The sequence below is a fragment of the Burkholderia sp. Bp9099 genome, from assembly GCF_003857805.1.
Classification (GTDB): Bacteria; Pseudomonadota; Gammaproteobacteria; order Burkholderiales; family Burkholderiaceae; genus Burkholderia.
The window spans coordinates 33365-47047 of the sequence record NZ_QTPU01000013.1 but is presented as its reverse complement, the minus strand read 5'-3'; the positions used below and the strand labels follow the sequence as shown (position 1 = coordinate 47047).

Here is a 13683-nt window from a genome sequence, read left to right as displayed (position 1 = left end):
GAGAAGCGGGCCGGCGCGGGTCCGTTATCGGCGTGAGCAGAGGCCCTATGCGAGCGATTCGATGCGAATCAGCAGGTTGCGCGCATGCGCGATGAACGCGTCGTGTGTCGCGCGATCGCCGTGACCTTCGAAGCCGGCCTGTTCGGCGAACGCGAGCTGTTCGGCGTAGAGGTCGACGAGCGCGCTGCGTGCGTCGGGCGGAAGCGCGCGGATCATCGTGACGAGCAGCAGTTCCTGCGCGCGCAGCATGCCGGACAGCGATTGGGGGTTCATGCCGACCTCCTCGAACGACGCGGCGGCGTGCCGCTCATTTCATAGTAGGTGGTCGGCGCGCGCAGCGGAAATCAGCCGGCGGCCGTCGCCGTCCGTGCATCGCGCACGACCTGCGCGACGCGTTCGACGAATTCGGGGTCGACGCTCGACAGCGCTTCGCGCTTGCCGTCGGGCATCTCGATCATCAGCCGGTACGTGATGTCCTGCGTGGTCCAGGCGAGATAGCCGACGACGGCGAGCATCACGCCGACGACCAGCGCGGCGCTCGATCCGCCGATGCCGCCGGCAATGGCGGCGACCACGCCGATCAGCGAGATCAGCGACGGCACGAGGCGATTCTTCGGGATCTTGACGACGTCGACGTTGCGGATGTCACGCAGCGGGAAGACCTGCCCGGCGGCCGACAGGCCGTTGCGCGTGACCATCACGCCGCGTTCGTTGAATGCGTTTTCCATCGTATGGTGCGTGGACGAAAACGCGCAGCGTAGCAGACTTCGTTGCCGCGTCAAACGAGACCGAGTGCCGCACGATGCGTGCGGGCCGGCCGCGCTGCGGGCAGTGACGGGTAACGAGGCGTAACGAGGGGGAAGTCAGAACTGCAGCTGGCCGTCGCCGTACAGGCGGCCCGGCACGTGCGACGCGACGACCTCGGCGATCTCTTCGTCGGTCGATTCGGCCGGTACGATCTGGCGCCGCGCGGGCGCGTCGAGATGCATCGTCCATTCGACGAGCCGGTACGGGCGGCCCCATGGGCGCTGCATCGCCACCGACACGCGGCAGCTCTGGACCGGTAGCGAATGCTGACGCGTCAGAATCGCGTGCAGATGGCTGAAAACGGTATCTTCGATCATCTTGGCCTCCGATCCTGTCTTGCGGGCAGTTGATGGCGGTGCCGTAGTGGGTCTCAAAAAAAAGAAGCCGCCGATGCTCAGGCGGCCAACAGGGGGGGTGAGAGCATCCTCTCAGCCCAGAATTAAGCGAAACTTAAAAGCCCATAAAAAAGCGCCCCGCATGGAGCGGGGCGCTTCGTGCCGTCGTCATCCGCGCGATGAGCGGACGAGTTAAGCGGATGCTTTAGAACTTGTGGCGGATACCGACGCGCGCGGCGATCTGGTTCGTCGCACCGTTGCCCGACGTGCTGAAGTAGCTCGTGCTCGAGCCGATCTGCGCTTGCACGTTGTTGCCCGACGCCTTCTGGCCGATGACCAGCGCGTACACGTCCGTACGCTTGCTGAGTGCGTAGTCGAGGCCGATGTTGCCCTGGTTCCAGTGTGCCGAGTTGCCGCTTTGCGTGGCGTTCGTGTACGTGTAGCCGACGGCTGCCGACAGGGCCGGCGTGATCGCGTACTTCACGCCCGCTTCATACGCGTTGTAGAACGTGCCCGATGCGCCAGCCGCGATCGGGGTGAACTGCGTGCGCGTCCAGAGCAGCCATGCCGTTGCCGGCCCGAAGAGGTAGCGGCCACCGACGCCGTACGTGCGCAGGTCGCGGATGTTCGTCAGCGCGATGTTCGCGATCGACGTCGAGAATGCCGGCGTCGACTGGCTCGGGAAGCGGATGTCCGTGTAGGCGGCGCCGAGTGCGAACGGGCCGTTCGCGTAGTTCAGGCCGAAGCTGTATGCGCGCGACGAACCGGCCGTCGTCGTGGTGCCCGTCGTGGTCGACGGTGCGCCTGCGAAGTCGGTCGAGTTCGAGAAGCCGTACAACGCGCCGAACGTGAAGCCGGCGTAGTTCGCGCTCTGGAACTTCACCGAGTTGTTGATGCGGCTCGACGTGAGTTGGTCGACGTCGTTCACGTGGTACGCGTAGTTGCCCGCGACCGTGTTGCCGCCCGTCGAGTAGTTCGAGCCGAGGATGTCGGTCGAGAACGAGTACTGACGGCCGAACGTGACCGTGCCGTATTGCGCCTGGCTCAGGCCGACGTACGCTTGACGGCCGAAGATCGCGCCGCCCTGGCCGATCGTGCCGTTGCCGCTGTTGAAGCCGTTTTCGAGCACGAAGATCGCCTTCAGGCCGCCACCGAGGTCTTCGGTGCCGCGCAGGCCCCAACGGCTGCCCTGGGCCACGCCGTCGTCGTACTTGAACAGCTTGCCGCTGCCGCCGTTCGCGGTCTTGCTGTGGTTCACGTAGCTGATACCGGCATCGATGACACCGTACAGGGTCACGCTGCTTTGTGCGTGCGCCGTGCCAGCCGTTGCTGCGAGGATGGCGATGGTCAACAGTTTCTTGTTCAAAGGATTCTCCGAGCGAGTAAATGGCGTGTCCAGTTGCGGTTCCGGCGCTCTCTATGGGCGCTTTCACGGACCGGTCGCAACTTTATCGGCGGGCGACGTAATGAATGTGACAGCCTTGTCATATTACGAATCTGTGGTGCCGATGCGACATTGGATTCTGCCCGGTTGTACAGCAGGGAGTTATACCGATTCCGCCTGAGATTCGATCGGAGTGAGGAATATGCACATGAAATAAGCTTGGTTGGTGCCGGTCCGGCCCCGTGCCACGATGCGCGCTTCAACAACGACACGGGAGAAGAGGACACCATGCGACGTTCGATCCTGACCGGCCTCGGCGCGCTTGCCGCGGTGCTGGCCTTTGCCGCGCCCGGCGCGCACGCCGATTCCCAGACGCTGAAGATCGGCACGATGAGCGGCCCCGACGCGCAGATCTGGACCGAGGTGACGAAAGTCGCCGCACGCGAAGGGCTCGCGATCAAGGTCATCGAATTCAACGACTACGTGCAGCCGAACGCGGCGCTCGATTCGGGCGACCTCGATGCGAACGGCTTCCAGCACCAGCCGTTTCTCGACAGCCAGATCAAGCAGCGCGGCTACAAGATCGTCAACGTCGGGCTGACCTACACGGCGCCGATGGGCTTCTATTCGAAGAAGCTCAAGTCGCTGAAGGACTTGCCGGCCGGCGCGAAGGTCGGGATCCAGAACGATCCGTCCAACGGCAACCGCGCGCTGCTGCTGCTGCAGAAGTACGGCGTGATCAAGCTGAAGCCGGGCGTGGGCAGCAACGGCGTGAACGCGACGCCGCTCGACATCGCCGAGAACCCGAAGAAGATCAAGATCGTCGAACTCGACTCCGCGCAGTTGCCGCGCGCGCTGCCCGATGTCGACGCCGCATCGATCAACACCGACTACGCGGTGAAGGCCGGGCTCACGCCGGTGAAGGATGCGATCGCGATCGAGGACCTGCGCGGGCCGTACGCGAACCTGATCGCGGTGCGCGCGCAGGACAAGGACAAGCCGTGGGTGAAGAAGCTCGTCGCGGCCTATGAATCGGACGACGTGCGCAAGTTCATCGACCAGAAGTTTGGCGGCGCGATCGTGCCGGCGTTCTGAACGCTGCGCCCGGCTGCCCCCCGGCCACGTCGCCGGGCATGCCGCCGGACCGAAAAGCAAATCGCCCGCGCAAGCGGGCGATTTCGTTGGTGCGCGTCGCGATGCGGCGCGCGGGCCGGCCGTTCAGGCGGCCCGGACCGGAGGCGACTCAGGCCGACAGCAGCGACCCGGTGCGGATCGGGTTCGCGCCGGCAATCCGCGCGACTTCCATCCCGGCGGTCGCGAAGCGCACGATCTGGCGCGCGTACAGCACGCCCGACACGCTGCTCTTCAGCGTGATCACGCGATCGGTCAGCGGATCGACGATGTCGGCCACATCCTGGCCGGCCTCTATCCATGCGCCGACCGGCGTGCGGAACACGATCACGCCGGACACCGGCGCGACGAGCGGATCGGTGCCCGCGAGCGGCGTGGCCGGATGCGCGAGCGGCGGCAGCGGCGCGGGCGTGCCGTCGATGACGCCGCGCTCGGTCAGGTATTCGACGATCGCTTGCGCGTCCTTCTCCGCGAGTTCGTACGACACGTCGCGCTCGCTGCGCAGTTCGACCGTGACGGAAATCGCGCCGTTCGGGATCGGGAAGCGATCGCCGAACCGGTTGCGCAGATCCGACCAGCAGAAACTGTGGATCTCGTCGAACGGGTTGCCGACCGAATTCAGCGCGAGCAGCGACGCCTGCGCGTCCAGGTAGCGCGACAGCGGCTCGACGTCTTCCCACAGATCGGGGTTCGTATACAGGTGCATTACCGCGTCGCTGTCGCAATGCAGGTCGAGCACGATGTCGGCGTCGAACGACAGCTTCTGCAGCGCGAGGCGCTGCGATTCGAGCTCGGTGCGCGGCTTCTGTTCGTCGAGCGCCTCGCGCATCGCGGCGCGTACGGCGGCGAGGTTGCGCTGCGCGTCGTTCGTCAGGCGGCCTTCGATGCGCGGCAGCACGAGCGCCGCGAGATCGTAGAAATTGCGGTTGAAGTTCTGCATCGAGCCGAGCTCGAAGCGGCCGAGGTGATCGCCGAACACGTGCTGCGACAGGCCGATCGGGTTCGGCACGGGGACGATGACCACTTCGCCGCGCAGCTTGCCGGCCGTCTCGAGCGCGGCGATCTTGCGGCGCAGCAGCGCGGCGACCAGCATGCCGGGCAGTTCGTCCGCGTGCAGCGACGACTGGATGTAGACCTTCCTGCCGCCGCGCGGGCCGTAGTGGAAGCTCGTGATCTGGCGTTCGGTGCCGACGGCGGGGGAAATCAGCGGATGGGTCTGCGTTTGCATGATGAGGGGAGGGCGGCGCAGCCGCGAGTGATCCGGTATGCGTGGAAGATCGATTGTACGTTGCCTTCCGCGAACCTATCAAACCGCGCGCCGGCCATGTCGATTTCCTTTACGAATCATCGGGTTGGCGCGTAAAAAATAACGGCGCCGCAGCCCTTCGTCCACGCGTGTCGAGCGGCCTTTCGCCGCGCGCGAGCAAAAAAAACGGGCTCCTTGCGGAGCCCGTCTGCGCGGTCGCGAGGCGCGCGTTGCGCGGTGTTACTTGCCGTACACGTCGAAATCGAAGTACTTCTTCGCGATCTTGTCGTACGTGCCGTCCTTGCGCATGCCGGCGATCGCGCCGTCGATCTTCGCCTTCAGGTCGGTGTCTTCCTTGCGCAGGCCGATGCCGGCGCCGTTGCCGAGCGTCTTCGGATCGTCGATGTCCTTGCCGGCGAAATCGAAGTTCGCGCCGCGCGGCGTCTTCAGGAAGCCGATTTCAGCCTGCACCGCGTCCTGCAGCGCGCCGTCCAGACGGCCCGAGATCAGGTCGGCGTAGACCTGGTCCTGGTTCTGGTAAGGCACGACGTTCACGCCCTTCGAGGCCCAGTACGTCTTCGCGTAGGTTTCCTGGATCGTGCCCTGCTCGACGCCGACCGACTTGCCCTTCAGCGATTCGGCCGTCGGCATCAGGCCGGCGCCCTTCTTCGCGACGAGGCGCGTCGGCGTGTTGAACAGCTTCGACGAGAACGCGATCTGTTCCTCGCGTGCCGGCGTCATCGACATCGACGACAGGACGCCGTCGAACTTGCGAGCCTTCAGTGCGGGGATCATCCCGTCGAAGTCGTTCTCGATCCACACGCACTTCGCGTTGATGCGGCGGCAGATTTCGTTGCCGAGATCGACGTCGAAGCCGACCACCTTGCCGTCAGCCCCTTTCGATTCGAAAGGCGGGTAGCTTGCGTCGACGCCGAAGCGTACGGTCGTCCAGTCCTTCGCGTATGCAGTGCCGGCCGATACGGCGAGCAGGGCCACGGTCACAGCCGCAAGAATCTTTTTCACTCGGTGACTCCTCGTTTTGTTCGATGGGTGCGCGGTTGTGCCGCGCCGTAAGCCTTCGGCCCGGCGCGGCTTCGCGTCGGACTGTCCGTTTCGCTGCCCGATGCGGGCGCGCGACGTGCGCAAGATTATCAAGACAAAATACCGGCAGGGCGCCTAGGACAAGCCCCGATACCGGACCCGACGGCTGCGCATGCGGCGCGCGACCGTTTCAGAGGAAGGAACGATTCAACCTAGCGTTTCGTTGACCGCGCGCCGCAGGCAGGTGACGAATTGCGATACCGCCGGCGTCGGCAGCAGGTCGCGGCGCGCGATGATCGACAGGTCGAAGCGCGGCATGCTTTCGTCGAGATCGGCCGTGCGGATCCCGAGCGGCGCCACCATCGCGGCCAGCGGGCGCGTGAAGCAGCCGATCACGTCGGAGCGGGCGACGAGCCCGAGCGTCACCGCGAACGACATCGGCGAGCGCAGCAGGCGCTTCGGCAGCGGCAGCCCGCGCGCCTCGAACATCCCGACCATCACGCTGTGCGGAAACTGCTCGGCGCCGACCGTGACGATCCATTCCGCGTCGAGCAATTCCTCTAATCGGCGCGCGTGCGCGAGCGGGTGGCCTTCGCGCATCACGACGGTGAACTCGGTCGACAGCAGCGGGACCTGCGTGAAATCGCGGTCGAGCGCGGGCACATGGTGCATCGCAGCGATGTCGAGCGTGCCGTTGCGCAGCTGCGCGAGCGCGTCGGGCACCGTCACTTCCTCCAGATGCAGGTTCACGTTCGGCATCGACCGGCGGAAGGCGGTGACCGCGTGCGGCAGCGCGGTCAGCGCGATCGACGGCATCGTGCCGACCGCGACGCGCCCCGACATTTCCCCTTTCACCTGCTCGACGGCCTCGACGGTGCGGCGCATGTCGCCGAGCAGCTGCTCGGCGCGCGGCAGCAGCGCGTGGCCGCACGCGGTCAGCTCGACGCCGCGCACGCTGCGCACGAGCAGTTCCGCGTTCAGCGCCGTTTCGAGTTCGCGGATCGTGTGCGTGATCGCGGGCTGGGTGACGCCGAGCTCGCGCGCGGCGGCGCGCAGGCTCTTGTGATGCGCGGCGGAGACGAAGGCCTGGAGCTGCGCGATGTTCAGGTGGTTGCGGATGCGGGTCATCGATCGGTTCGGATCTGGCGGCGGGCCGGGGCGCCGGCGCGAAGATCGATAGGGTAGCGCGAGGTGACGGCGGCCGCGGGGCGGAACAAAAATCGCGCGGCGGTGCGCGGCGCCGTTTCGTTGTGTGCGGCGGTAAACCGATCAGGATTGCAGATGATGTTGCGTGCGTGTTCGAGATGCCGTCGATGTATGCCGCGATACGACATCATCGCGTTTCCGTTCGACGGCGTCCCGGCGTGTCAGGCGAGCGCCAGTTCGACGGCCGCGAGCGTGCGGCGGCGGATCCAGCCGCTCCCGAGCCGGATCGCGAGCCAGTACGGCAGGAACAGCAGGCGCGTGCGCGCGCTCGGACAGTGCACGAAGGTTTCGGTGCGCAGCAGCCGCGCGCCTGACGACAGCCCGACGACCTCGAAGCGCAACACCAGCTTCGCGTCATCCGGATCGTCGTGCCGCACGAACGCCGCGGCGTCGTCGATCGTGCGCACGTCGGGCGTCGGACGCCAGAAGCGTCCGACGAGCCCGAGCGACAGCGACGTGTCGTCGCGATGCAGCAGCGTGAACGAATCGAAGCCGAAGCGCTCGCGGGCGGCGTCGTCCGGACGCTGGCCCAGCGCGCGGGCGATGGCCGCCGGCGCTTCGCGCACGGCAAGCAGCGCGTCGATGACGGGATCGGCGCGCATGTCGAGCGTGGCCACCGCATCGATGATGCGCGACGGCGGCGCGTCGATCGGCCGCGATTCATGAACTTCGACGAAACCGAACGACGGGATGAACGGTGGCTTGCGCGCCGCGGTCCGCGTGTCTGATTCGGAGACGATGCCGAACGGATTCATGAGCGTTCCGGAGGATAAAACGCGATCGTAGCACCGCGTGCGGATTCGCGATGCGCGGCACGCTGCCGCGGTTTCCCGTCCCGGCCGGAGGGCCCGCCGGAACCCCCGTCGCACCGACGAAAAAAAGCCCGGAAACGTACGTTCCCGAGCCTGGAGACCATCAACGACGATGGTGGAGGAGACGATGCCGTCCCGATGCGCGCCGCCCTTCGGCAGGCGACGTCGCGCATGATCCGCGGTCAGATCGCCCAGCCACCGAGATAGAACGTGACGAGCACGGCCGCGATGAGCACGGTGCCGACGTTGAGCTTGCGGAATTCGCCGCTGGCGACGCGGCCGATCACGAGCGTCGAGAAGCCGAGCATGATGCCCGTCACGATGTTCGCGGTCAGCACGATGAACACCGCGCACACGAGGCCCGACATCGCGTCGACCATGTCGTCCATGTGCAGCTTGCTCACGCTGCCGAGCATCAGCAGGCCGACGTACATCAGCGCGGGGGCCGTGGCGTACGACGGCACGAGGCCCGCGAGCGGCGAGAAGAACATCACGACCAGGAACAGCACGCCGACCACCGCGGCCGCGAGGCCCGTCTTCGCACCGGCCGCCACGCCGACGCTCGACTCGATGTAGGCCGCCGCCGGCGCGCCGCCGAGGAAGCCGGAGAAGATCGAGCTGACCGAATCGGCGGTCAGCGCGCGGCCGCCGTTGATGATGCGGCCGTTCTCGTCGAGCTGGCCGGCCTGGCCCGCGACCGCGCGGATCGTGCCGGTCGCGTCGAACACGGCGGTCATCACGAGCGCCAGCACGCTCGGCAGCACGGCCATCGACAATGCGCCCTTGATGTCCATCGCGCCGATCAGCGACGCGTGGCCCGGTGCGCTCAGCGACGGCAGCGCGAAGATGCCGCGGTACTTCACGGCCGGATCGAACGCGAGGCCGATCAGCGAGATCGCGACCACGACGAGCAGGATGCCGCCCGGCACGCGACGCTTCTCGAGCCCGAAGATCGCGGCGAGGCCGACGACCGACATGATGACCGGGAACGCGGTGATCTGGCCGAGCGAGACCGGCAGGCCGGCGCCCGGATTCTTGATCACGAGGCCGACGTCGTTCGACGCGATCAGCAGCAGGAACAGGCCGATGCCGATCCCGGTGCCGTGCGCGACGCCCGCGGGCAGGTTGCGCAGGATCCACGAACGCACGCCGGTGACCGAGATGCCCGTGAACACGAGACCCATCAGGAACACGGCGCCGAGCGCGACGGCCGGCTGCAGGCCCTTGCCGAGCACGAGCCCGAACGCGGTGAACGCCGTCAGCGAAATCGCGCAGCCGATCGCGATCGGCAGCTTCGCCCACAGGCCCATCAACAGCGAACCGAACGCGGTGGTGAGGCAGACCGCGACGAATACCGCGCTCGTGTCGAAGCCGGCCTTGCCGAACATGCCGGGCACGACGAACACGGAGTAGACCATCGCGAGGAAAGTGGTCACGCCCGCGACGATTTCGCGACGCTGCGTGCTGCCGCGCGACGAAATGCCGAAGTACCGGTCGATGACTCCCTTGGCGCCGAAGTCCGTTTCTTCCGCGCCGACGCCGACCGTCGGCTGCACCGGGGTATCACTCATGAGCTTGCTCCTTTATCAGCATGCTGAAACGGCCCGTGGCGGACCGTCGTCAGGGTGTCTCGAATCTGGTTGGAATGTTCGGCGGCGTCGTGGGGACGCTTCACGCGTGAGTCGTGTCGTCGTACGCGCGTCGAAGGGGGCGCGTATGCCGCGTCGTGCGACGCGTGGTGCGGTCGATCCTGTCACGTGTGCTTTGCCGTAGCGAAGGTTAGGCGAACGGCCCGTCACGTCCCATTGGGGGATGAGCATGCAGCGCATGTCGCAGCGCTTATATCGGCGTGCAACGGGGCTTCGTGGTCGCGGAACGCGTGTATACGCCTAGTTCGAATCCGTTAAGGCGACTATTTGAATGCAGGGTCGGCGGGCGGGGCGGGAGCGGGTGATGCATCGACTCTTACGAAGGACTTTCGGAGAGGCTGCGCGGGCGCGCGGAAACAGCCGCGCCGGATGTGAAAACGCGGCCGTGCGCAACCCGCATCCGGATGATGCCGGTGCCGCGCGCGGGCCGCGCCCGCGCTCGTCCTGGCCTGCCACTGCATCAGACACGCGCGAGATGCGCGAGGTACGTGCAGAACATGTCGGCCATCGCGGTCGCATATGCGTCGATTTCCGCAGGCGTGCGCGCGGTTTCGGAGAATGCCTTGCCGCCCGTCGTGAGCGTCGTCATGATCAATTCGCACGCGAGCGCATGCGTGGCGTCGGGCACGTCGGGCACGTCGGGCAGCGCTTCGCGCATGAACGCGCTGAAGATCCGGTTGCACGCGGCCTTCACTTCCTGCGCCTCGGGGGCGTCGCGATAGAGCGGCGCGGCATCATCGAGTGCGATGCGCATGGGCGCTTCGTCGCATTCAGAACGGATGAACGCGTGGACGGCGGTGCGCAGGCGCTCGGGCGGCGTCTGCCGCGGGTCCTGCAGAATCGCGCACAGCATCCCGGACGTCTGCCGCCACTCGTCGTGCTGGAGCCGGAACAGCACGGCCGCCTTGTTCGGGAAGTACTGGTACAGCGAGCCGACGCTCACGCCGGCGCGCTCGGCGACGCGCGCCATCGTGAAGCGCTGCGCGCCTTCGGTCGCCAGAACCTGAATAGCGGCCTGCAGCACGGCGTCGACGAGCTGGGTCGAGCGGGCCTGCCGAGGCAGTCTGCGCGAGGCGATCGGGGTGTTGCGGCGGTCGGTCATGACGGGTCTGCCAATGCGAATAGTAAAACCTGAATAGTTCGTCATATTCTAGTCGGGCGCCCTGACGCACTCAACCTGACACCGGAGATTCGCATGACCACCCTGATTCACGACCCGCTGGCGGCGCTGCTCGCGCGCCTGTTCGACGAAGCCGAGGCATCGTCGCCCGCGTCGAGCCCGGACTTCGCCGACCTGTCGCACGACGAGCACGCGCGGCTGATGCGCAGCAAGACCGGTTACGCCGATTTCTATGCACGCCTGAAGGACTATCCGCTCGCGGTGTCGCGCGAGACGGGCACGCTGCTGTACATGCTCGCGCGCGGCTGCGGTGCGCGCTCGATCGTCGAATTCGGCACGTCGTTCGGCATCTCGACGCTGCACCTCGCGGCCGCGCTGCGCGACAACGGCGGCGGCCGGGTGATCACGAGCGAGTTCGAAGCGTCGAAGGTCGAACGGGCGCGCGCGAATCTGACGGCGGCCGGGCTGGCCGATCTGGTGGAAATCCGCGTGGGCGATGCGCTGCGCACGCTGGCGGCCGATCTGCCGGAGACCGTCGATCTCGTGTTGCTCGACGGCGCGAAGGCGCTGTATCCGGAGATCCTCGCGCGGGTCGAGCCGCGGCTGCGGCCCGGCGCGTTCGTCGTCGCCGACAACGCGGAATACAGCCCCGACTACCTGGCCTACGTGCGTGCGCCGGAGAACGGCTACCTGTCGGTGCCGTTCGGCGGCGATGTCGAGCTGTCGATGCGGATCGGCTGAGCGGCGAGACGTTGCAAGCATGCTGGCCGCGCGGCGCGCGCCGCCTGGGCCGCCGTGAACGGCAGGATCGCGGCGAGCGCGAGCCGGGCGAGCGTTGCTTTCATGCAGGATTCCTTCGGATCGTTTACGCCGCGGCTTGCGCGAGCGTCGGATAGTCGGTCAGGCCCTGTGCGCCGCCGCCGAACAGCGTATTGCGGTCGTGCGGCGTGAGCGCGGCGCCGGTGCGCAGGCGCTCGGGCAGGTCGGGGTTCGCGACGAACGGGCGGCCGAAGGCGACGAGGTCGGCCCAGCCGGCGGCGATCGCTTCGCGGGCGCGCTCTGCGGTATATGCGCCGGCGTAGATCAGCACGCCCGGGTACGCGGCACGCAGCTGCTGCTTGAATTCGACCGGCATCAGCGGCGCATCGTCCCAGTCGGCTTCCGCGATGTGCAGGTAGCCGACGCCGAGTTCGCCGAGCAGCTTCGCGGCGGCGAGGTAGGTCGTTTCCGGATCGTCGTCGACGCAGCCGTTCAGCGTGGTCAACGGCGCGAGGCGGATGCCGACGCGCGATGCGTCGCCGGTGCCTTCGATCAGCGCCTGCGTGACTTCGCGCAGGAAGCGCAGCCGGTTTTCGAGCGAGCCGCCGTACGCGTCGGTACGCGTGTTCGCGTTCGAGTCGATGAACTGGTTCACGAGATAGCCGTTCGCGCCATGCAGCTCGACGCCGTCGAAGCCTGCCTCGATCGCGTTGCGCGCGGCGGCGCGGTACTGATCGACGATCTCGCGGATTTCGTCGACGGACAGCGCGCGCGGCTCGGAGGCCTGCACGAAGCCCGGCGTGCTGCCGTCTTCACCGGCGATGAACACGTTCACGCCCTTCGCCTGGAGCGGCGACGACGACACGGGTTGCCGGCCGCCGAGCAGGCTCGTGTGGCTCAGCCGGCCGACGTGCCACAGCTGCGCGAAGATGCGGCCGTGCGTGGCGTGGACGGCGTCCGTCACCTTGCGCCAGCCGGCGACCTGCGACGGCGTGTGGATGCCGGGCGTCCATGCGTAGCCCTTGCCGAGCGGCGCGATGTAGGTGCCTTCGCTGACGATCAGGCCCGCACTCGCGCGCTGCGCGTAATACGCGGCCATCAGTTCGTTGGCTTCGTCGCCGGGCTGGCTCGCGCGCGAGCGCGTCATCGGCGGCATCACGATGCGGTTCGGCAGCGTCAGCGCGCCGAATTGCAGCGGTTGGAACAGCGGGTCCTGGGTCATGATGGATTCCTGTCGGTGCCGCGGCCGGCTGGCCGCGGACGGGTCGATTGAGGGTGCGGCGCGCTTAGTCCCACGTCGGCGCGAGGCCGGCCGGATCGACTTCGCGGCCGTTGCGCTCGAGCGCGGCGATCTGCGCCATGTCTTCGTCGGTGAGGCGCAGCGTCTGCGCGAGCAGGTTGCTCGCGAGGTTCTCGCGCTTGGTCGACGACGGGATCACCGAGTAGCCGAGCTGCAGTGCCCAGGCCAGCGCGACTTGCGCCGGCGTCGCGTCGTGACGCTGCGCGATCGCGCCGATCACCGGGTCGCCGAGCACCTTGCCGTACGCGAGCGTCATGTACGACGTCACGTGGATGCCTTCGGCGTTCAGGAACTCGACCAGCTTGCGGTTCTGCAGGTACGGGCTCAGTTCGATCTGGTTCGTCGCGATCGCATCCTTGCCGACCACCGCGATCGCTTGCTTCGTCAGTTCGATGTTGAAGTTCGAGATGCCGATCTGGCGCGTGAGGCCCTTCGCCTTGGCTTCGGCGAGCGCAGTCATGAATGCCTCGAGCGACACGCCGTTGTCCGGGGCCGGCCAGTGGATCAGCGTCAGGTCGACATAGTCGGTGCGCAGCTTGCGCAGGCTCTCCTCGAGGCTCGCCACCAGCTTTTCCGGTGCGTAGTTGTCGACCCAGATCTTCGTCGTGAGGAACAGGTCTTCGCGGCGCACGCCCGACGCGGCGATCGCTTCGCCGACTTCGGCTTCGTTGCCGTAGATCTGCGCGGTGTCGATCGCGCGATAGCCGACTTCGAGGCCGTTACGGACCGAGTCGATCACAACCTGGCCTTGCAGGCGGAACGTACCGAGGCCGAATGCGGGAATGTTGCTCATCTTGTGCTCCTGGGATAGGTGGACCGATTGCGGTATGGGAGTCATTCTGGCGTTTGATACTGATGAGATAAACGCCTTTAGAGGTCAAAAATATTTGATT

At 66.8% G+C, this 13683-nt stretch carries 15 protein-coding genes; 2 read left to right on the top strand and 13 right to left on the bottom strand.

Annotation, left to right across the window (positions count from 1 at the left end; all coding sequences use genetic code 11):
- Positions 1–45: 45 nt before the first annotated feature.
- The 4 genes from DIE17_RS16545 to DIE17_RS16530 form a co-directional block, all read right to left on the bottom strand.
- On the bottom strand, positions 46–273 hold the full coding sequence (locus DIE17_RS16545; protein ID WP_124486124.1) for a hypothetical protein: 228 nt from the start codon (positions 271–273) through the stop codon (positions 46–48).
- Positions 274–344: 71 nt separating this feature from the next.
- Positions 345–728: a DUF6232 family protein gene (locus DIE17_RS16540; protein WP_124921131.1), complete on the bottom strand. Its 384-nt coding sequence runs from the start codon at positions 726–728 to the stop codon at positions 345–347.
- A gap of 135 nt (positions 729–863) precedes the next feature.
- Entirely contained in the window at positions 864–1124 is a 261-nt protein-coding gene (locus tag DIE17_RS16535; protein WP_044849042.1) for a DUF2866 domain-containing protein, read from the bottom strand.
- Between the two features lie 223 nt (positions 1125–1347).
- Positions 1348–2508 (bottom strand): porin, encoded by a 1161-nt coding sequence (locus tag DIE17_RS16530; protein WP_124486126.1) that lies wholly within the window; start codon positions 2506–2508, stop codon positions 1348–1350.
- Positions 2509–2814: 306 nt separating this feature from the next.
- Between DIE17_RS16530 and DIE17_RS16525 the strand changes: the two genes are divergently transcribed.
- Positions 2815–3621, top strand: a complete 807-nt coding sequence (locus tag DIE17_RS16525; protein WP_124921130.1) for a MetQ/NlpA family ABC transporter substrate-binding protein — start codon at positions 2815–2817, stop codon at positions 3619–3621.
- A gap of 148 nt (positions 3622–3769) precedes the next feature.
- On the opposite strand, the gene DIE17_RS16520 is transcribed toward DIE17_RS16525, so the two are convergent.
- The 7 genes from DIE17_RS16520 to DIE17_RS16490 form a co-directional block, all read right to left on the bottom strand.
- Positions 3770–4885 (bottom strand): succinylglutamate desuccinylase/aspartoacylase family protein, encoded by a 1116-nt coding sequence (locus DIE17_RS16520; RefSeq protein ID WP_124921129.1) that lies wholly within the window; start codon positions 4883–4885, stop codon positions 3770–3772.
- Positions 4886–5143: 258 nt separating this feature from the next.
- Positions 5144–5926, bottom strand: coding sequence for an ABC transporter substrate-binding protein (locus DIE17_RS16515; protein ID WP_044845853.1), 783 nt, complete (start codon positions 5924–5926; stop codon positions 5144–5146).
- Between the two features lie 225 nt (positions 5927–6151).
- Positions 6152–7072 carry a LysR substrate-binding domain-containing protein gene (locus tag DIE17_RS16510; RefSeq protein WP_185702668.1) on the bottom strand — a complete coding sequence of 307 codons (921 nt, stop codon included), beginning with the start codon at positions 7070–7072 and terminating at the stop codon, positions 6152–6154.
- Positions 7069–7281 (bottom strand): hypothetical protein, encoded by a 213-nt coding sequence (locus DIE17_RS16505; RefSeq protein ID WP_124530117.1) that lies wholly within the window; start codon positions 7279–7281, stop codon positions 7069–7071. The genes DIE17_RS16510 and DIE17_RS16505 overlap by 4 nt, the downstream gene beginning before the upstream one ends.
- 30 nt (positions 7282–7311) lie before the next feature.
- On the bottom strand, positions 7312–7905 hold the full coding sequence (locus DIE17_RS16500; RefSeq protein WP_124921128.1) for a hypothetical protein: 594 nt from the start codon (positions 7903–7905) through the stop codon (positions 7312–7314).
- A gap of 239 nt (positions 7906–8144) precedes the next feature.
- On the bottom strand, positions 8145–9533 hold the full coding sequence (locus tag DIE17_RS16495; RefSeq protein WP_124921127.1) for an NCS2 family permease: 1389 nt from the start codon (positions 9531–9533) through the stop codon (positions 8145–8147).
- Between the two features lie 538 nt (positions 9534–10071).
- Positions 10072–10758 (bottom strand): TetR family transcriptional regulator, encoded by a 687-nt coding sequence (locus tag DIE17_RS16490; protein ID WP_124921126.1) that lies wholly within the window; start codon positions 10756–10758, stop codon positions 10072–10074.
- A gap of 48 nt (positions 10759–10806) precedes the next feature.
- Here DIE17_RS16490 and DIE17_RS16485 point away from each other — a divergent pair, with 48 nt between their 5' ends.
- Positions 10807–11472, top strand: coding sequence for an O-methyltransferase (locus DIE17_RS16485; protein WP_124486132.1), 666 nt, complete (start codon positions 10807–10809; stop codon positions 11470–11472).
- A gap of 124 nt (positions 11473–11596) precedes the next feature.
- On the opposite strand, the gene DIE17_RS16480 is transcribed toward DIE17_RS16485, so the two are convergent.
- Together DIE17_RS16480 and dkgB are read right to left on the bottom strand one after the other, a co-directional pair.
- Positions 11597–12712, bottom strand: a complete 1116-nt coding sequence (locus DIE17_RS16480; protein WP_124486133.1) for an alkene reductase — start codon at positions 12710–12712, stop codon at positions 11597–11599.
- 64 nt (positions 12713–12776) lie between these two features.
- The gene (gene dkgB, locus DIE17_RS16475) at positions 12777–13583 is read right to left on the bottom strand and encodes a 2,5-didehydrogluconate reductase DkgB (protein ID WP_044845844.1); all 807 of its coding nucleotides are present in this window, start codon (positions 13581–13583) and stop codon (positions 12777–12779) included.
- Positions 13584–13683: the final 100 nt, after the last annotated feature.